The 17,661-nt window shown below is 69.5% G+C and carries 12 protein-coding genes; 6 read left to right on the top strand and 6 right to left on the bottom strand.

Features of this window, described 5'->3' with window-relative positions; all coding sequences use genetic code 11:
* The 5 genes from QAR72_RS02140 to QAR72_RS02120 form a co-directional block, all read left to right on the top strand.
* Nucleotides 1-310, top strand: a 310-nt coding sequence (locus QAR72_RS02140) for a Hint domain-containing protein (RefSeq protein WP_304615710.1), incomplete at its 5' end; no start/stop codon positions are given.
* Between the two features lie 68 nt (nucleotides 311-378).
* Nucleotides 379-891, top strand: a complete 513-nt coding sequence (locus QAR72_RS02135; protein WP_304615709.1) for a hypothetical protein — start codon at nucleotides 379-381, stop codon at nucleotides 889-891.
* 46 nt (nucleotides 892-937) lie between these two features.
* Nucleotides 938-7,864, top strand: a complete 6,927-nt coding sequence (locus QAR72_RS02130; RefSeq protein ID WP_304615708.1) for a type I polyketide synthase — start codon at nucleotides 938-940, stop codon at nucleotides 7,862-7,864.
* Nucleotides 7,861-9,111 carry a peptide deformylase gene (locus tag QAR72_RS02125; protein WP_304615707.1) on the top strand — a complete coding sequence of 417 codons (1,251 nt, stop codon included), beginning with the start codon at nucleotides 7,861-7,863 and terminating at the stop codon, nucleotides 9,109-9,111. The genes QAR72_RS02130 and QAR72_RS02125 overlap by 4 nt, the downstream gene beginning before the upstream one ends.
* On the top strand, nucleotides 9,108-10,382 hold the full coding sequence (locus QAR72_RS02120) for a glycosyltransferase (RefSeq protein WP_304615706.1): 1,275 nt from the start codon (nucleotides 9,108-9,110) through the stop codon (nucleotides 10,380-10,382). The genes QAR72_RS02125 and QAR72_RS02120 overlap by 4 nt, the downstream gene beginning before the upstream one ends.
* Before the next feature lie 4 nt (nucleotides 10,383-10,386).
* Here the strand turns inward: QAR72_RS02120 and QAR72_RS02115 are convergent, their stop codons facing one another.
* From QAR72_RS02115 to QAR72_RS02090, 6 genes are all read right to left on the bottom strand, one after another.
* Complete coding sequence (locus QAR72_RS02115; RefSeq protein ID WP_304615705.1) at nucleotides 10,387-10,668, bottom strand: DUF6525 family protein; 282 nt, start codon at nucleotides 10,666-10,668, stop codon at nucleotides 10,387-10,389.
* A gap of 140 nt (nucleotides 10,669-10,808) precedes the next feature.
* Nucleotides 10,809-14,123: an error-prone DNA polymerase gene (locus QAR72_RS02110; RefSeq protein WP_331497638.1), complete on the bottom strand. Its 3,315-nt coding sequence runs from the start codon at nucleotides 14,121-14,123 to the stop codon at nucleotides 10,809-10,811.
* The gene (locus tag QAR72_RS02105) at nucleotides 14,120-15,505 is read right to left on the bottom strand and encodes a Y-family DNA polymerase (protein WP_442953537.1); all 1,386 of its coding nucleotides are present in this window, start codon (nucleotides 15,503-15,505) and stop codon (nucleotides 14,120-14,122) included. Before QAR72_RS02105 ends, QAR72_RS02110 begins: the two co-directional genes overlap by 4 nt.
* Before the next feature lie 7 nt (nucleotides 15,506-15,512).
* A complete protein-coding gene (locus tag QAR72_RS02100) occupies nucleotides 15,513-16,115 on the bottom strand; it encodes an ImuA family protein (RefSeq protein ID WP_304615703.1) in 603 nt (200 codons plus the stop codon).
* Between the two features lie 71 nt (nucleotides 16,116-16,186).
* Nucleotides 16,187-16,687, bottom strand: a complete 501-nt coding sequence (locus tag QAR72_RS02095) for a PaaI family thioesterase (protein WP_304615702.1) — start codon at nucleotides 16,685-16,687, stop codon at nucleotides 16,187-16,189.
* 1 nt (nucleotide 16,688) lies between these two features.
* Nucleotides 16,689-17,132, bottom strand: coding sequence for a PaaI family thioesterase (locus QAR72_RS02090; protein ID WP_219830163.1), 444 nt, complete (start codon nucleotides 17,130-17,132; stop codon nucleotides 16,689-16,691).
* A gap of 141 nt (nucleotides 17,133-17,273) precedes the next feature.
* Between QAR72_RS02090 and QAR72_RS02085 the strand changes: the two genes are divergently transcribed.
* Nucleotides 17,274-17,660 carry a MerR family transcriptional regulator gene (locus QAR72_RS02085; protein ID WP_304615701.1) on the top strand — a complete coding sequence of 129 codons (387 nt, stop codon included), beginning with the start codon at nucleotides 17,274-17,276 and terminating at the stop codon, nucleotides 17,658-17,660.
* Nucleotide 17,661: the final 1 nt, after the last annotated feature.

Below are 17,661 nucleotides of genomic sequence, written 5' to 3'. Positions count from 1 at the left end.
GCAGCTGGTCGGCTATGCGGGCATCGACATCCAGGGCGATGCGCAGAACGTCACCTATTTCCACCTGATGTTCGACAAGCACGAGATCGTCAGCGTCGAGGGCATCGAGGCCGAAAGCCTCTATCCTGGCAAGCAGGCCCTGTCGTTCCTGTCGCAGGACCAGCTGACCGAGCTGCGGTCGATCTTCCCCGAGTTCGACGCGATGTGCGAGGCCGACACGCTGGAGACCGCCGTGCCCTTCCTGAAAGGCCGCGAGGCGCGTTCGCTGGCAGCCCGCCACGCCAAGAACGACCGCCCGTTCTATTCGTAAGCATTAGTCGTCAACTTTATCGAATGGCCCACTTTGCTCGATCCGGCAAAGTGGGCTAACACATGAATATGACAAGCGAACCCAAGATCTCTGAGTCGGAAGCCCGCAAGTTGCAGATCCTGTTCGGCAAGGATGTCGCCGAGCTGGACAAGCTGCTTCCGCTGGCGCGTCAAATGCACAAGGAAAGCATCTTTTCCGACATGCCCTTTGACCTGCCGCAACTGGAAAAGGTCGTGAACGACCTCAAGGACGAGACCGGCTATCACGGCGCGGTTTATGTCGAATATGAGGGTGAGCCTGTCGCCTTCGCCTATTTCAACTTCTGCCCGATGATGGGCAGCCGCAAGACCTGGATCACGGTCATGCACACGATCTATATCCGCAGCGACATCCGCTCGACCCCGATCGGCGGCTATATCTGGGATCGGATCATGATGGCCGTGCGGGCATGGTCGGCGCCGCGCGGGTCCAAGGGGCTGATGTTCAACGTGGTCTCGGGCATCGCCATCGAGGAAACCGACATGGTGCTGCGGACGGGCGGCGCGACGCATCTGGGCGGCAACTATTTCATGCGGCTCTGAGCCGGGCCGGGTTTTCCTGTAGTTCTCGTTTCGAAAGTAGCCGCCCATGACCCAGCCCCGCGTCGAAACGAGCGCAACAGACAGCGACACCCCGATCATCACCGGCCTCTCTTGCCGCCTGCCTTCCGCACGGGGGAACTCCGCCGTCTGGGACGCCCTGGCCCAGGGGCGCTGCACGGTGACGTCGCTGCGCAGCCTGACCTTCGATCCCTCGCAGTATCTGGACCCGTTCCAGAACCGGCGCGGCAAGACCTATACGCTGGCGGCCGGCCAGATGGACGGGCTGTTCGATTTCGACGCCAGCTTCTTCGGCATCAGCCCGCGCGAGGCGGTCCATATCGACCCCCAGCAGCGCATGATGCTGATCGCAGTCTGGGAGGCGATCGAAGATGCGGGCCTCTCGCCCGCCGATCTGGCCGGCGACCGCACCGGGGTCTTCGTGGGCTCGTCGCTGGTCGAGAATATCAGCCTCTATTACGCCGATACGGCGCGGTCGGGTTCCAGCTTCTCGCTTGGCAACACGCTCTGCATCATTGCCAACCGCGTCTCGGCCTTCTTCGATTTCGGCGGGCCGAGCTATGCGATGGACGCGGCCTGCGCATCGTCGCTTTACGCGCTGCATCAGGCCAGCGAGGCGATCAGGACAGGGCAGGTCGATACCGCCATCGTGGGCGGGGTCCATGCGCTTCTGTCGCCGGGCGGTTTCGTCGGCTTCTCGCAGGCGCGGATGCTGTCGCCGACCGGGCTCTGCCGGGCCTTCGACGCCTCGGCCGATGGCTATGTGCGGTCCGAGGCCTGCGTGGCGCTGGTCCTGCAAAGCCCGCGCGCCGCGCAGGCGATGATGGCCCGGCAGCGCGCGCGGCTTCTGGCGACGGGGGCGAACACGGATGGCGCGGCCTCGCAGCTGACGGTCCCCTCGCCCCTGCGGCAAGAGCAGCTGATGGACGCGGTCCTGTCGCGCAGCGGACGCGACCCGGACGAGCTGGCCTTCTACGAGGCGCATGGTACCGGCACGCAGGTGGGCGATCCGGTCGAGGCACAATCCATCGGCCGCTCGATGGGAATGCTGCGCAGCGATCCGCTGCTGATCGGATCGGCCAAGACGAATTTCGGCCATGCCGAACCGGCGGCGGGGTTGATCGGCACCGCCAAGGTGCTGCTGGCCATGCAGCACCGCGCCCTGCCCGCCTCGCTGCATTTCAGCAATCCGAACCCCAATATCGACTTTGACGGCCTGAACCTCGAGGTGAATACCGTTCTGCGGCCGCTGGCCGAGGATGGGCCGCTTCTGGCGGGTGTCAACGCCTTCGGCTTCGGTGGCACGAACGTGTCCGCGATGCTGGAAAGCTGCGATCCGCCGGCGCGCCGCCTGCATCCGGGGGCGGCCCTTGTCGGGGCGCGGCGCTGGCTGATGCTGTCGGCGGGCTCCGAGACGTCGCTGCGCAGGCTTGCCGCCGACTGGGCCGAGGCGCTGGAGGCCGCCGATGCGCCGCTGCGCGCCGAGATGGCGGCGGCCGTGGCCGCGCGCAGTTCCCTGGCCTGCCGGCTGGCCCTGCCGCTGGACGACGAGACCTGCACCCGCCTGCGGGCAGTCGCTGCGAACCCCGAAGACGAGGCGCCCGAGGGCGTGATGATGGGCCAGTCCGCGCTGGTGCGGGCGCGCACAGTGCTGGCCTTTCCGGGCAATGGTGCGCAGGTGCCGGGGATGGGCGTCGCGCAATATCGCGAGGATCCCGTCTTCCGCGCGGCATTCGACGATGTGGCGCGCGCAATGCAGGCTCAGGGGGTCGATGATCTTGTCGGGCTGATCCATGCGCCGGATCTGGGCGATCGCCTCGGCAGCCCGCTCGTGGCGCAGCCGCTGCTTTTCGGCTATCAGGTGGCGATGGCGCACAGCCTGACGCAGGCCGGGCTGCGGATGGATGCGGTGATCGGCCATTCCGTGGGCGAGATCGCGGCGCTGCACATGGCGGGCTGCTTCGATCTGGACGCGGCCGCGCGGATCATCGTCACCCGCTCGCGCGCCTTCGAGCAATTGCGCGGCAAGGGCGGCATGGCCGTGGTCGCGGCCGCCGCCGCCGATGTCGAACGCGCGATCCAGGGCCTGTCGGAACCCGATCTGGCCATCGCCGCGATCAACAGCCCGCGCTCGGTGACGGTCGCGGGTCCGGTCTCGGCGCTGACGCGTCTGGCGCGGGTGACGGTCGCGGGCAAGCGACTGCCGATGGTGCGGCTGAAGATCGAGATCCCCTATCACTCGCCCCAGGTCGAGACGCTGCGCGAGCAGTTCGAACGCGACCTGCGCGGCCTGACGCTGGCGGCCCCGCGCGTGACAGTCGGGGGCGCGGCCCTCGGGCGCATCCTTGCCCCGCGCGATTGCACGCTGGATTATCTGTGGCGCAACGCGCGCGACACGGTCCGCTTCTCCGAAGCCCTGCAGGCACTGAGCGCCGACGGCCCCTGTCAGGTGATCGAACTGGCGCCGACGCCGGTGATCCAGGGCAATGTCCGCGACATCGCCCGCTATGGCGGCGCGGCGCTGGACCATGTCCTGCCGGTCGAGCTGGCCGCCGAGGGTGGCCCCCGCGATGCGGTGATCGCCCGCGCCTGGAGCCGCGGCGTCGCCATCGAAGGCGCGCGCCTGGCCGGAGAACGACACGGCCCCGCTCCCGCCCTGCCGCATTACCCTTGGGACGAGGCCGAATACCGCACGCCCCTGTCGCCCGACGGGCTGGATGCCTGGGGCGAGGAAAGCCGCCGCAACCTTGTCGGGCGCCGCGCCGACCGCGACAGCGCGGTCTGGATGACCGACATGACCCCGACCCGCCCCGGCTGGATTGCCGATCACAAGGTCGGCGGCAATATCGTGCTGGCCGGCGCGCTTCTGGCCGAGATGGCGCTGAGCGCGGCGACCGAGCTCTGGCCCGACAGCCCGGTCGAGCTGCGCCATTTCGACATTCTTGCCCCCACTCTGGTCGAGGGTGACGGCGTGCGGCTGCGCACCAGCATCGACCCGGCCAGCGGCGCCGTGACGCTGCAACAGCGCCCGCGCCTGACCGACAGCGCCTGGACGATGGTGGCGCGCGGCGTGCTGCGGCGTCTCTCGGGCGAGGTCCCGGCCCCGGCCCGCGCGCGGACGGGGACGGATCTGCCGGTCGATGATCTCTATGATTTCCTGACCGCGCGGGGTCTGGAATACGGGCCGGCCTTCCGCCGCATGACGGGGGCGCGGGCGATCCGCCGCCACGCGGTGCGCCTGACGCTTGCCCCGGGCCTGACCGGCGAGCGTTTCGCGCTGGACCCCACGGCCCTGGACGCGGCCTTCCACGGCATTGCCGCCGTCGCGCGCAACCTGATCGAGGGCAAGGCGGGCGCCGATCATGCCGAGATCGCCGATGCGCTGCGCGAGGGCGCAATCCTCTTGCCGACGCGGATGGGGCGGCTGAGGCTGCTTGCGCCGGGGGGTGTGGCGGCTCAGGCGGTCCTGCGCGTGACGCGCCTGCGCCGCCGGTCGGTTCTGGTCGACATCCTGCTTGAGGATCAGGCGGGCAAGCCGGTCGCCCTGCTGGACGAGGGCGAATTCACGCTGGTCCGGCTGGATGCGGCGACGCGGATCGCGCCGATGCAGATCGCCGATCACCGGGTCCGGCTGCGCCTGCCCGATCAGCCGGTGCGCCTGCCCAAGGGCGGGGCGCGGCCTGCCGCCGCGCTGGCGCGCATCGGCGCTGCGGGCGACCCGGCGCACGGCCCCCTGCGTCAGGCCATTGCCGCGCTGCATGCCGCGCCGCAGGGCGATGCGGATACGCTGGCGGCGGTGCTGCATCTCTGCCCCGATCTGGCGGATGACCTGCGCGCGCTGGCGATGACCCGCGCCGGGACCGACCCGCGCGATACCGCGCTTTACGGTCTGGGCCAGCGCCTGTGCTGGGCCGAGGCCGGGCGCATCCTTGATCTTCTGGCGGCGCGCTGGCCTTCGGATCAGCGGCTGTCGGTGATGATGACGGGCCTGCCCGACCCTGCCTTGCTGCGCCGCCTGCGGGGACGGGCGGATCTGGACGGGCTGACGCTCTGGTCGCCCGATGCCGAGATGCGCGGCCTGATCGCGCAGGTCCTGCCACCGGATCTGGCCCCCCTGCTGGTCGAGGCGCCGCAGCCGGGCAGCGCCGATCTGGTCCTGTCGGTCGGCCCCGCCGCGCCCCTCGAAGCCCTGGCCGAGGGCGGGCTGGCCGTTGCGCTGGACATTCCCGATCTGACCCCGGACCGCCCGGCCCCCGATGGCAGCCGAACCGGCTGGCTGAATGCGGGCCCCCTGCCCCTGCGGCTGGCCCTGTGGCATGGCGGCCCGGTATCGTCGGCCGAACCGGCGAAGGCCCCGACGCCCCAGCTTCTGGAGCCTCTGCCCGAGGACATGCCCGCCGATCTGGCTGCGCTTCTGCCCGACGCGGCCGAGGCGCCGGCCAAGGCGTCGCACCGGCTGCTGGTCCACCGGCACAAGGCGGGCGACAGCGTGCCGGCCAGCCTGACCGTGATGCTGATGCGGCTCAAGGCGCTGACGCCGCAGGATACGGCGCCGCTGATCCTGCTGGCGATCGATGCCGATGGCGATGCGGGCTTCGCCCCGCTGGTCGCGGGGCTGCGTTCCGCCGTGCGCACGGCGTCGAACGAATATGGCGACCGCGCGCTGCGGCTGATCACGCTGGCCCATGACGCGCCGCACCCGCCCTCGCTGGACATGCTGCTGCACCTGTCCGAGGCCGAGCCGGTGATCCATGTCACCCCCGACGGCCTTTACGGAGAGCGGGTGCGCCGCGTGTCGGACCTGTCCCGGACCGGCCCCGCCCTGGCGCTGCGGCAGCGCGATGCCGGGAGGCTCGAGACGCTGGAATGGCGTTCGGTCGCGCGGCCGCGTCCGCAGCGCGGCGAGGTCGAGATCGAGGTTCTGGCCACCGGCCTGAACTTCCGGGATGTGATGTCGGCGCGCGGCCTTCTGTCGGAACGCATCCTCGAGGCGGGCGCCTCGGGGGCCGGGATGGGGATGGAATGCGCCGGCATCGTGCGGCGGCGCGGGCCGGGAACCAGCCTGCCTGAAGGCGCGCTGGTGATGGGCTTCGCGCGCTCGGCCTTTGCCTCGCATGTGGTCCTGCCCGAGGACGCGCTGTCGCCCTTGCCGCCGGGCGTTGCGCCCGAGGCTGCGGCAGGCCTGCCGGTCGCCTTCGTCACCGCATGGGAGGCCCTGTGCAACCTGGCCCGCCTGGCCCTGGGCGAGACGGTGCTGATCCATGGCGGCGCGGGCGGCGTCGGTCTGGCCGCGATCCAGATCGCCCGCGACCGGGGCGCACGGGTGCTGGCCACCGCCGGCACGCCGGAAAAGCGCGACCTGGCAAGGGCTTACGGCGCGGAACAGGTCTTCAACAGCCGGGATCTGACCTTTGTCGATGGCGTGATGGCGGCCACGGGCGGGCGCGGCGTCGATCTGGTGCTGAACAGCCTCTATGGCGAGGCGATGCAGCGTTCGGTGGAATGCCTCGCGCCGTTCGGCCGCTTTGTGGAACTGGGCAAGCGCGACTATCTGGAAGGCTCGCAGCTGGATCTGCGCCCCTTCGCGCGCAACCTGACCTATCACGGCATGGATCTGGACCAGCGCCTTGCCGCCGATCCTGACCGCGTCGCGGCCACGATGCGCGAGATCGCGGCGGGCTTTGCCGAGGGGCGGCTGCGGCCCATCCCGGTGACGTGCTTCGGCCCCTCCGAGGTCGAGGAGGCGTTCCGCCACATGCTGGCCGCGCGCCATACCGGCAAGATCGTCATCCGCCCGCCGCAGCCGGGCCGCACGGGCCGCGTGCTTCCGGTGCGCGACCATTGGGTGATCCTGGGCGGCACGGGCGGCGTCGGGGTGGCGCTGGCGCGCTGGCTTCTGGACCGGGGCGCCGCGCATGTCCATCTGCTGTCGCGGTCGGGCGATCTGGCCTTGGGTCTGGGCGCCGCCGGTCGTTGGGCGCGCGGCGAAAAGCGGCTGAGCCTGCATGCCGTCGATGGGACCGACCGCGCCGCGATGACTGATTTCCTGTCCGAGCGCGCAGCCGCCGGACAGCGGATCGGCGGCGTGATCCACGGCGCGATGGTGCTGCGCGACCGGCTGTTCAACGATCTCGACAGGGTCGAGGCGCGGCAGGTCATCGACGCCAAGCTGACCGTTGCCGAGACGCTGGCCGATCTGCTGCGGTCGGGTGCACTGGCGCCCGATCACGTGCTGTTCCTGTCCTCGATCGCGGCGCATCTGGGCAATCCGGGGCAGGCCGCCTACAGCGCCGCCAATGCCGCGATGGAGGCCCTGTCGGCGCAGCTGCGCGCCGAGGGGCATCCGGCGCTGGCCATCGGTCTGGGTGCGATCCGCGACACGGGTTATCTGACGCGCAATGCCGCCGTCGCCGCGCAGCTGTCCAAAATGGATGGCGTGGGCTTCCTGCGGATCAGCGAGGTGATCGCGGAACTGGACCGGGCGCTCTCGACCGGCACCGAACGCGGTCATTGCCTGGCGCCGATCAACTGGGCGCGGCTGGCGCCGATGCTGCCGGCGCTGCAGACGGCGGCCTTCGGGGCGGTGGTCCCGGAAACGGCGCTGAACACCCGTCCCTCGGGCGAGCTGGTCGAGACGCTGAAGCGGTTGGAATGGCCCGCGGCCCTTGCCATGGTCGAGAACGAGCTCCGCACGATCCTGTCGGGCATCATGCGCATGCCGCCCGACCAGTTCGACCCGAACCGCCCCTTCAAGCGCTATGGCCTGGATTCGCTGATGGCGCTGGAATTGCGGATGGAGGTCGAACGGCGGCTCGGCACGTCGATCACGACCTTCTCGCTGAACGAGGACATGACCGCCGCCCGCCTCGCGGCCGTCATGGTCGAGCGGATCAAGTCCGACGGCGCCGGCGACGGCGGCGCAGAGGCATCGAACGATGAGGGAGGTCCGGCGTGACACAATTCCAGCAGCTTGCCTTCGACGATCCCCGCCTGCGCCTGCGGGTCGGCGCCGCCAGCACCGGCGATGCGCTGACACGCTCGGCCATGCTGATCCTCGAGGACATGCTGGAACAGCATCGCGAACGCGTGCTGTCGGCGCCCTCGATCGGCATTCCGGTGCGGCTGCTGTCGATCAAGCGCGGCGACCGGGTGCAGCATCTGCTGAACCCGCTTCTGTCGACGGCCGAGGACATCCGCCTGAACCGGGGCGAGCATCACCCCCAGACCGGCCCGCTGCGCCGCAATGTCTGGCGCGCCCAGAAGATCACGCTGACCGGACAGGATCTGTCGGGCCAGGCGCGTAATGTCGAGCTGGAGCAGGATCTGGCCATCCAGGCGCAACAGGGGCTGGAATTGTTCGACAAGCCGCGGCCCTTCGACTGGATCACCGGGTCGCACATGATCTGGCTGCGCAGCGACAAGCCCGAGGTCAAGGCGCGCTTTGCCAACATGCAGGCGGCCTTTTTCGCGGCGCCGAACAGCGCCGATGCGCAGGCCGCGCATGTCCCGATCCGCGCCGTCGGCTGCGACCGTGTCGAGATCCTGGACGATGCGCTGCGCCCGGTCGGGATGATCGACCCGCTGCACCCTTTGCGGCCCGTGGCGGCGGATGATCGCGCCCTGCTGGCCGCGATCATCGCCTTTACCACCATGCGCAGCGCGCTGTGGATGTCGCCAGTTTCCGCGCCCGTGATCGTGGCCCTGCTGTCGCTGGTTCCGCAGGCGCGGGTGCTGCATGCCTCGCCCGGCTGGCCGCGCAACGCCTTTGGCCTGATGGGGCTGGTGCCCTCGGTCAGCGAGGGTGCGGTGGATGCCGAAGGCATGCCGCTTGATCCGAGCCAGCGTCACGACGTGATCCTGCTTGCCTCGGATCATCCGGCGCTGAGCGGCGGGGACCCGGTCCCGAACCTGCGCCGTCTGGCCAAGGCCGTGAACGGGCATGGCGGCGCGCTGATCGTCAGCGCGCCCGGCCCCGATGCCGCGCTGATGCGGGCGATGTCGGTCGTCTTTCCGGCGGTCGCCACGCTGACCCATGAGGGCGGCGTGATCCATGTCGGCGTCCATTCGCGCCCCTCCCTTGCCAATGCCGCCGCGCGCCTGATCGCCATCGCGGGCCAGCACGAGATCGACGGGATCGCGCAGCATCTGGGCGGGCTGAGCCTGCCGGCTCCCTCTGCCGATCCGGACGGAGCCCCGTCATGACCGCCCTGCCCCCACAGGGTGACGCGCAACCGGTCGCCGCGCCCGATCTCGACGGCGCAGCGCCCAAGGTGCTGTTCCTCCATCGCGGCGGCTTCGGCCAGTTCGAGTTTCTGGGCAAATGGCTGGCCGATCAGGGCTGGCACGTCACCTTTGCGATGGCCGGGGACGGAGAGGACCGCAAGCAGGGCAACATCCATATCCGCCATTTCCGGCCCCGCAATCTGGGCCTGCCGCGGCACGATTTCCGGCATGTTCTGGATTACGCCGCCGTCAACTGCATGGGCGCGGCCGAGTTGATGGACCGGATGCTGCATGACGAGGGGTATCACCCCGACATCGTCATGGCGCATGTGGGCTGGGGCGTCGGCCTGTCGGTCAAGCAGATCTGGCCGCGCTGCCGCTATATCGCCTATCACGAATGGTATTACGGCAACTGGAACTGGGACAAGCAGCGCGCCGAACTGCCCGCCGATCACGTCACGATGGTCGGCGACCGGATGCGCAACCTGGTGATCGGCGGCGAATTCGACCTGGCCGACGACAATTGGTGCCCGACCCGGTTTCAGGCGAGCCGATTTCCCCCCAAGCTGAGGGCGCAGGTCCGGGTGATCTCGGACGGGGTCGATTGCGAGAAGCACAGCCCAGACCCCGAGGCGCGGATCGATTTCGACTGGGTGCGCCTGCCCAAGGGGCGCAAGGTGCTGACCTATGCCACCCGCGGAATGGAGCCCCTGCGCGGCTTTCCCCAGTTCCTGCGCGGGCTGGAGCGTCTGCAAAGCCAGCGCGACGATTTCGATACGGTGATCCTGGCCAATGAAAGCGTTTCGTATGGCCAGCAGCTTCCGCAGGGCGACAGCTGGTGGTTGCGGATGGTGGCCGAGCTGGATCTGGACCACAGCCGCATCCATGTGAACTCGATGCGCCCGCGCGAGGAATATGTAAAGGTCCTGCAGGCCTCGCACGCCCATGTCTATTTCACCGAACCCTTCGTCACCTCGTGGTCGCTGTCCGAGGCGCTGGCGATCGGTGCGCTGATCATCGGGTCCAACACGGCGCCCGTGACCGAGATGGTCGAGGACATGGAGAACGGCATCATCGTGGACATGGACGATCCCGAAGAGATCGCCGAGATGATCGCATGGGCCTTCGACAATCCCGAAGAAGCCGCCGCCCTGCGGCAAGAGGCGCGCCGCCGCATCCTTGAACAGCACGAGGCCGGAATGGTCTTTCAGCAGAAGCGCGCCCTGTTGCAGGCGATGATGGCGGGCTAGGGCCTCAGCCCTCGGCCAAGGCCGGATGATCGGCGCCCCAGATCCGGGGGATGTCGCGCGACAGCATCCGCGCCTCGGCCCGGTCCAGCGCCGCCAGCGCGCGTTCGGCATCGCCCTGATGACGCGAAAGCGCGCGCGCCCAGGTCTTTCTGGCCGAACGCGGGCTCCAGGGCAGGCGGGCCTGCGACAGCCAGCGCCGCAGCGGCAGCGGCAGGGAATCGTAATCGCGCATCGGATCGACATGGCGGCGCGCCCGCAGCGAGGATTTCACGTTGCGCGGGCTCATCGCGGCCTCGGCGCGAAGGCGGGACGCATCGGCGGCATGGGGGTTGTCGGCGAACGGGACATGGCGGATCTGCGTGGGGTTTTAGTGATGTTATCTTGTATCATTTACGCAGATGCGCCGGTGCGGGCAAGTGCCGCCTGCTAGTGGAAGTCGCGGCTGGGAAACAGGATGCGGGCCTGATCGCGCGGATGGCGGACAGAGGCCGGGGCGCGCGGGCGCGGCGCGTCATCGGCCTGGGGCGCGGTCTCGCCCACCTGCGCGCCAAGCGGATGGCCCAGCCGCGACAGGCGGTCCGACAGATCCTCGACCTTTGCGGCGATGACGTGGATCACGCCCGCCTCTTTCTGAACACGTCCCGTGACGCTGAGCAGCCGCCCCGTCATCACCGCTCGGCGGAACCGGTCGTGGATGGCGGGCCAGACGACGATGTTCGACACGCCCGTCTCGTCCTCCAGCGTCAGGAAGATCACCCCCGAAGCCGTGCCGGGCCGCTGCCGCGTGATGACCAGCCCGCAGACATTCACCCATCCCGTCACCGCCGCCAGACCGGAATGCGGGGTCAGGCCCGGCAGGTCAGGACGCAGCAGCTCCATCGGGTGGGCGCGCAATGTCAGCCGGGTCGAGAGGTAATCCTCGACCACCTCTTCGCCCAGATGCATGGCGGGCAGCGTCACCTGCGGTTCGGCCAGCCCCTCGCCATCCAGCGGGTCCGAGAACAGCGGCAAGGGCTTGGGCGCGCCGAAGGCCCGCACCGACCATAGCGCGTCGCGCCGCGACAGGCCCATCCCGGCAAAGGCATCCGCCTCGGCCAGCCGGGTCAGGACCGGGGGCGCCAGCCCGGCCCGCAGCCACAGGCTTTCGGGATCGGGATAGCCATTGCCGCGCGCCGCCAGGATGCGTTCGGCATCGGGCTGGCGGAAGCCCTTGATCTGGCGAAAGCCCAGCCGCAGCGCCCAGGCCCCGTCGGCGCGGCGTTCCAGCCCGTTATCCCAATGCGAGCGGTTCACGCAGATCGGCCGGATCTCAACCCCGTGTTCGCGGGCGTCGCGGATGATCTGGGCGGGGGCGTAGAACCCCATCGGCTGGCTGTTCAGAAGCGCGCAGGCAAAGATCGCCGGGTGATGGCATTTCAGCCATGACGACACATAGGTCAGCATCGCAAAGGCCGCCGCATGGCTTTCGGGAAAGCCGTAATCGGCAAAGCCCTCGATCTGGGAAAAGCATTGTTCCGCGATCTCGGGGCTGTAGCCGTTCTCCAGCATCCCCTGGACGAAACGCGCCTTGTGCAGGCCGATCGTGCCCATCCGCCGGAACGAGGCCAGAGAGCGGCGCAGGCGGTCGGCCTCTTCGGGGGAATAGCCCGCGCCCACCACCGCGATCTGCAGCGCCTGTTCCTGAAACAGCGGAACGCCAAGCGTCTTGCGGGTGATCGCCTCCAGCGCGGGGCCGAAGGGTTCGGGGCGTTCCAGCCCCTGACGGCGGCGGATATAGGGCTTGACCATGCCGCCCTGGATCGGGCCGGGCCGGACGATGGCGACCTCGATCACCAGATCGTAGAAGGTCGCGGGCTTCATCCGGGGCAGAAAGTTCATCTGCGCGCGGCTTTCGACCTGAAAGACCCCCACCGCATCGGCGCGTTGCAGCATCGCATAGGTGGGTTTGTCCTCTTGCGGGACGGTGGCCAGCGTCAGGGCCTGCCCCTCGTGGCTGTCCAGCAGGTCCAGCGCCTTGCGGATGCAGGTCAGCATGCCAAGCGACAGGACATCGACCTTGAGAATGCGCAGCGCGTCGATGTCGTCCTTGTCCCATTCGATGAAGCTGCGCGCCTCCATCGCGGCATTGCCGATCGGGCAGACCTCGTCCAGCCGCCCGCGCGTGATGACGAAGCCGCCGACATGCTGGCCCAGATGGCGGGGAAAGCCGATGATCTCGCCGATCAGGGCCATGGTCTGGGCCAGCCGCCTTTCGGTCGGGTCCAGCCCGATCTCGCGCAGGCGGTCGGGCGCCGCGCCGCCATTCGAGATGCCCCAGACCTGCCCCGCCAGGGCCGAGGTGATGTCGGCGCCCAGTCCCATCACCTTGCCCACCTCGCGGATCGCCGCGCGCGAGCGGAAATGGATCACCGTCGCACAAAGGCCCGCCCGTTCGCGGCCATAGCGGTCATAGATCCACTGGATCACCTCTTCGCGGCGTTCATGCTCGAAATCGACGTCGATATCGGGCGGCTCGTTGCGGTGGCGCGAGACGAAGCGTTCGAAGACCATGCCGATCATGTCGGGGCTGACATCGGTGATGCCGAGCGCCCAGCAGATGATCGAATTCGCAGCCGATCCCCGCCCCTGACACAGGATGCCCCGCCCGCGCGCGAAGGCCACGATGTCATGCACGGTCAGGAAATAGGGCGCATAGCCCAGATCGGCCACGACCGACAATTCCTTGTCCATCAGCGCCTGATAGCGGGTCGGGACGCCTTCGGGGCAGCGCCGGGCCAGCCCCTCGCGGGTCAGGCGGGACAGACGATCCTGTGCCGTTTCGGTGTCGGTGGCTTCGGCGGGATAATCATGGGCCAGTTCCGACAGGTCGAAGGCGACCATGTCCGCGATCTCGACGCTGCGGCGCAGGGCGGCGGGGTGGTCGCGGAACAGCCGCGCCATGTCCGCCGCACCCTTCAGGCGCCGTTCGGCATTGGGCAGGGCATGGGTGCCGATGCAGTCGATGGTCAGGCCCTTGCGGATGCAGGTCAGCACATCCGCCAGAGGTCGCCGCGCCGCCCGGTGCATCAGCACGTCGCCCAGGGCCACCATCGGCGCCGCCGTGCTGTGCGCCATCGCCGCGCAGGTGCGGAACCAGTCCTGATCGGTGCCGTCATAGCGCGGCACGGCGCCGGTGAAGACATGGCCCGGAAAGCGCCGCCGCATGCCCGCGATCAACGCCTCGGCGGGCGGGGTCGCGCCCGGCTGCGGCAGCGCGATCAGCGCCATGCCCTGCCCCGCCGCCTCAAGATCGGTCAGGTCCAGCAGGCATTCGCCCTTGTCCGCGCGCCGCTTACCCAGGGACAGCAGCCGCGACAGGCGCTGATAAGCCGCAAGGTCCAAGGGCAGCGCGACCCAGTCCAGCGGGCAGTCGCGCAGCACGATCCGCGCGCCCACCAGCAGGCGCGGCAGGCGCAGGACCGGGCCGGGCGTCAGCGCGCCCTCGGCCACGACCTGCCGGGACGAGGCATCCACCTGCCGGGCCGAGCGGATCGGGACGCTTTGTTCGGCTGCCTGTTCGCGCAGGTTCCGCAGCGCGGTCCAGGCGCGCACCACGCCCGCCAGCGAATTGCGGTCGGTGATGGCGATGGCGTGCAGGCCCAGTTCGGCGGCGCGCAGGACCAGTTCCTCGGGATGCGAGGCGCCGGTCAGAAAGGTGAAGTTCGAGGTGACGCAAAGCTCGGCGTAATCGGGCGGGGTCACAGGAATTCCCCCTGCACGAACCAGCCCGGCCTTTGCGGCGTGTGGAACATCCACAGGCGGCGGCCCTGCCGGGTCTCGACCTTCCAGTAATCACGCAGGCCGCGGCCCAGATCGTCCTCGGCCCACCATTCGGGCGCGATGCGTTCGGGACCGCTGGCCCGCGCCGTGGTCAGCGCCATGCCGCGCCAGCGAAACCTCAAGGGCGGCGTGCTGCCGCGCGCGACCACGGGTTCGGGCGGAAACAGCGTCAGCGGACGGTCGGGGCGGATCGGTGCGGGGTCCGGCGCGGGCGCGGGACCGGATGCGGCGGGGACGAGCGCGAAACTTTTCTCGGGGATATGGCTGTCCAGGGGGCGGAAGCGGCGGATATTGTCTAGCCCGATCCGGCTGCCGATCCGCGTCAGCAGCGCGTCCAGCCGATCCGCCCCCGCCGCGCTGGAGCCGATCTGGAGAGGGGCGAGAGGCTCGACCCGCACGGCCTCGAGCCGCATCTGGTCGATGCCGAAACCGGCATCCACGCCTTCGACGGTGCGGGCGAAGAGCGGCAGGATCCGCGCCGGATCGCGCATCGGCGCGGCCAGATGCAAGGGCAGTTCGCAGCCCGCCCCATCCACCCGGCGCAGGCCCAGAACCAGTGCCCGCGCGCCCAGATCGCGCGCACGCAGCAGCGCGCAAAGCCGCTCCCGCAACCGTTCCAGCCCCGCCATCACGTCCGAGACGAGCCCGATCGGTTCCGGCAGGGTCAGCCGCACGGCAAGCGGCGCGGGCGGGGCCTGACCCGAGACGGGGTCCGGCAAATGGCCCAGTGCGCGGTCCAGCTGGTCCAGAACGCCCCGGCCGAAACGGCGCGCAAGGGGCCCGCGGGGGGTGACCGCCAGATCGCCGATGCGGCGCAGGCCAAGCCTTTGCAGCCCCGTCACCTGATCCGAGGGCAGGCGCAGCGCCGCCACCGGCAGGGGCGCCAGCGCCTGCGCCCCCTGCCCCGGCGCAGCGATCCCCGGTGCAAACCGCGCCAGCGCCCAGGCCGCGCCCCGCGTATCGGCAAGCCCCGTGCGCAGGCTCAGCCCCGCCTGCGCGGCCCGCGCCTGCATGTCGGCCAGCATCGCAGCCTCGCCCCCCGCCAGCCCGGCCGATCCGGTGATGTCCAGGACCAGCCCGTCATCGCCGTCAAAACCCACCCAAGGACAGTAGCGCATCGACCAGCGTTGCAGCGCGACCAGCAGGCGGCGGTCGGCGGCCAGGTCGGCATCGCGCAGGATCAAGTCGGGGCAATAGGCGCGCGCCTCGGGCAGGGTCATGCCGGGGCGCAGGCCAAGCGTCTCGGCCTCGGCGTTCAGGCCATACAGGCGTTGGGCATTGTTCTGGCGCAGGATCAGCGCCATAGGCCCGTCAGCCGGGCAAATCCGGGCCTCCCGGTCGCAGGGAAGCCGGGGAAACCACATCGAGACGATGCGCCTGCCAGTTCCAGCGGACATGCCATGCTCCGGATGTTCCTGATTTGTTCTTTTTAAGCTCCCACAGCATCAAAGTCGAGTCCTCGGCCGAAAAGACCGGCGCACAATGCCAGCGTGTCTGCGCCGCGTTCGAGCCCATATCCTGCGGCGTCAGGCAGAGGCCCGTCGTGCCGCCCGCCTGCGCGGCCAGTTGCAGCCGCCGCCCCTCGCGCAGGTTCAGGGGACGCGTGGTCTGGATCAGGACGAAGGGCAGGCTGCCATCCTTCAGCGCCTCTTCGGCGACGGCCAGCGTGTCAGTTTCCTGCGCCGTCTCGGCGATCAGCAGGCGTTCGGGGGCGATCAGCGCGGCCAGACCCTGTGGAAAGGCAATGGCGGCGTTCCAGCTCGGCCGCACCCACAGCATCGCGGCGCCCTCGACCCGGGCGCCGCGATGGCACTGGATCAGCGCGAAGGCCGCCGCGGCGGGCCCCGTGACCTCGTGCACCCGGCCCGCGCGCAGGGGGAAAAGATCGGCGGGCAAAGAAGTGGTTGGCGTCATCGGGGCGGGCTTTCAGAGGCTGGGCGCCCTTTTCAGAAAGGGCAGCTTGCGGCGGATTGCAAGATGCGGGGTCAGCCCTGCGGCATCAGGAAATGCCCTGTCGCCTGCGCCATCAGCCGCGAGCGGTTGTCCTGCCAGGCCTCGACATGAACGCTGGCATAGCGCCGCCCCGACCGCACCACCCGCGCCCGTGCATAGGCGTCGCGCGGCAGGCCCGACCGCAGGTAATCGACGGTGAAGTCGATCGTCTTTGGCAGACGCGGCAGGCTGTCGGGAACGGCGGCATCGGGGGCGATGCGGCCGGATTCCAGATCCTCCCACATGGCGGCCCAGGCCAGCTCGATGATCGCCGTCACTTCGAGAAAGGCGGCCGTGACGCCTCCGTGGATGGCGGGCAGCATCGGATTGCCGATCAGCTTCTCGTCAAAGGGCAGGATCGCGGTCAACTCGTCCCCGCGCCGGTCGAACTGGATGCCCAGCCAGGTCATGTAGGGCACCCCCGAAACCAGCGCGCGCAGGGCGCTGTCGCGGCGGGACTTGATCACGTGAAGCGGCTCGTTCCTGTCGCCCATCTCAGCGCTCCGCCGTAAAGGCGCCGGTGGCGGTGGCCACGGGATTGCCCTCGTCATCGTCCAGCGCGACGGCGCGCACGAAGGCCACGCTGCGCGTCATGTGATAGCACTCGGCCCGCGCCGTGATCCGCTGGCCGGGCCGGGCCGCGCGCATGTAGTCGATGCGCAGGTCGATCGTCGCGGTCGGGCGCGGCCTTTCGGGATGGGCCATCACCGCCGCCCCGCAGCACGTATCCATCAGCGCCGAGACGACGCCGCCATGCACGACCCCGGTGCGCGGATCGCCGACCAGATGTTCGGCCCAGGGCATCGAGATCTCGGCCTTGCCCGCCCCGATCCGGTCCACCCGCATCCCCAGGGCGCGGGCATGGGGGATGGCCTCGATGAATTGCTGCGCGATGCGCGCCTGATCGGCGGCGTCGGGGCCTTCGCTGTCCTGGGTCATCGCGTCCTCATGTGGCTGGTCCCCACAGGCTTAGCCCCCGGATCGCGCCCGATCAACCGGACGTGACGTGCCCGCAGGATTCGGTTGAGAAAACCGGGACGAGACCCTAACTTTACCTTTGGGGAAAGCGAGGAGGACGGCATGACCGACCAGCGGATCAGCTTCAAGGAGATGTGCGCGCGTTTCGATGTCACGCCCCGCACGCTGCGCTACTACGAATACATCGAATTGCTGTCGCCCCACAAGGAAGGGCGCGCGCGCTTCTACGGCCCGCGCGAAGTGGCGCGGATGACGCTGATCCTGCGCGGCCGGCGCTTCGGCTTCTCGCTCGAGGAGATCCGGCAGTGGCTGCTGATCTACGACAAGCAGGGCTCGCGCGAGCAATATCAGGTCTGGATCGCGATGGCCGACCGCCAGCTGGCCGTGCTGGACCAGCAGATCGCCGATCTGCAGGCCGCGCGCATCGATCTGGCGCAGCTGCGCGAGACCGGCATGGCCGAGCTGGCCGCGATGGACCGGCCCGGCTGAC

It is taken from the genome of Paracoccus sp. (in: a-proteobacteria) (genome assembly GCF_030604785.1).
In the GTDB taxonomy this organism is placed as follows: domain Bacteria; phylum Pseudomonadota; class Alphaproteobacteria; order Rhodobacterales; family Rhodobacteraceae; genus Paracoccus.
Note: the sequence above shows the minus strand (reverse complement) of the source record. Positions and strands in the feature narration are given on the sequence as shown.

Bases quoted from the DNA above. Each gene is read 5' to 3' on its own strand.
- QAR72_RS02120 (WP_304615706.1), top strand. From the start codon at position 9,108: ATGACCGCCCTGCCCCCACAGGGTGACGCGCAACCGGTCGCCGCGCCC.
- QAR72_RS02105 (WP_442953537.1), bottom strand. From the start codon at position 15,505: ATGGCGCTGATCCTGCGCCAGAACAATGCCCAACGCCTGTATGGCCTG.
- QAR72_RS02100 (WP_304615703.1), bottom strand. From the start codon at position 16,115: ATGACGCCAACCACTTCTTTGCCCGCCGATCTTTTCCCCCTGCGCGCG.
- QAR72_RS02135 (WP_304615709.1), top strand. From the start codon at position 379: ATGACAAGCGAACCCAAGATCTCTGAGTCGGAAGCCCGCAAGTTGCAG.
- QAR72_RS02085 (WP_304615701.1), top strand. From the start codon at position 17,274: ATGACCGACCAGCGGATCAGCTTCAAGGAGATGTGCGCGCGTTTCGAT.
- QAR72_RS02095 (WP_304615702.1), bottom strand. From the start codon at position 16,687: ATGGGCGACAGGAACGAGCCGCTTCACGTGATCAAGTCCCGCCGCGAC.
- QAR72_RS02090 (WP_219830163.1), bottom strand. From the start codon at position 17,132: ATGACCCAGGACAGCGAAGGCCCCGACGCCGCCGATCAGGCGCGCATC.
- QAR72_RS02115 (WP_304615705.1), bottom strand. From the start codon at position 10,668: ATGAGCCCGCGCAACGTGAAATCCTCGCTGCGGGCGCGCCGCCATGTC.
- QAR72_RS02130 (WP_304615708.1), top strand. From the start codon at position 938: ATGACCCAGCCCCGCGTCGAAACGAGCGCAACAGACAGCGACACCCCG.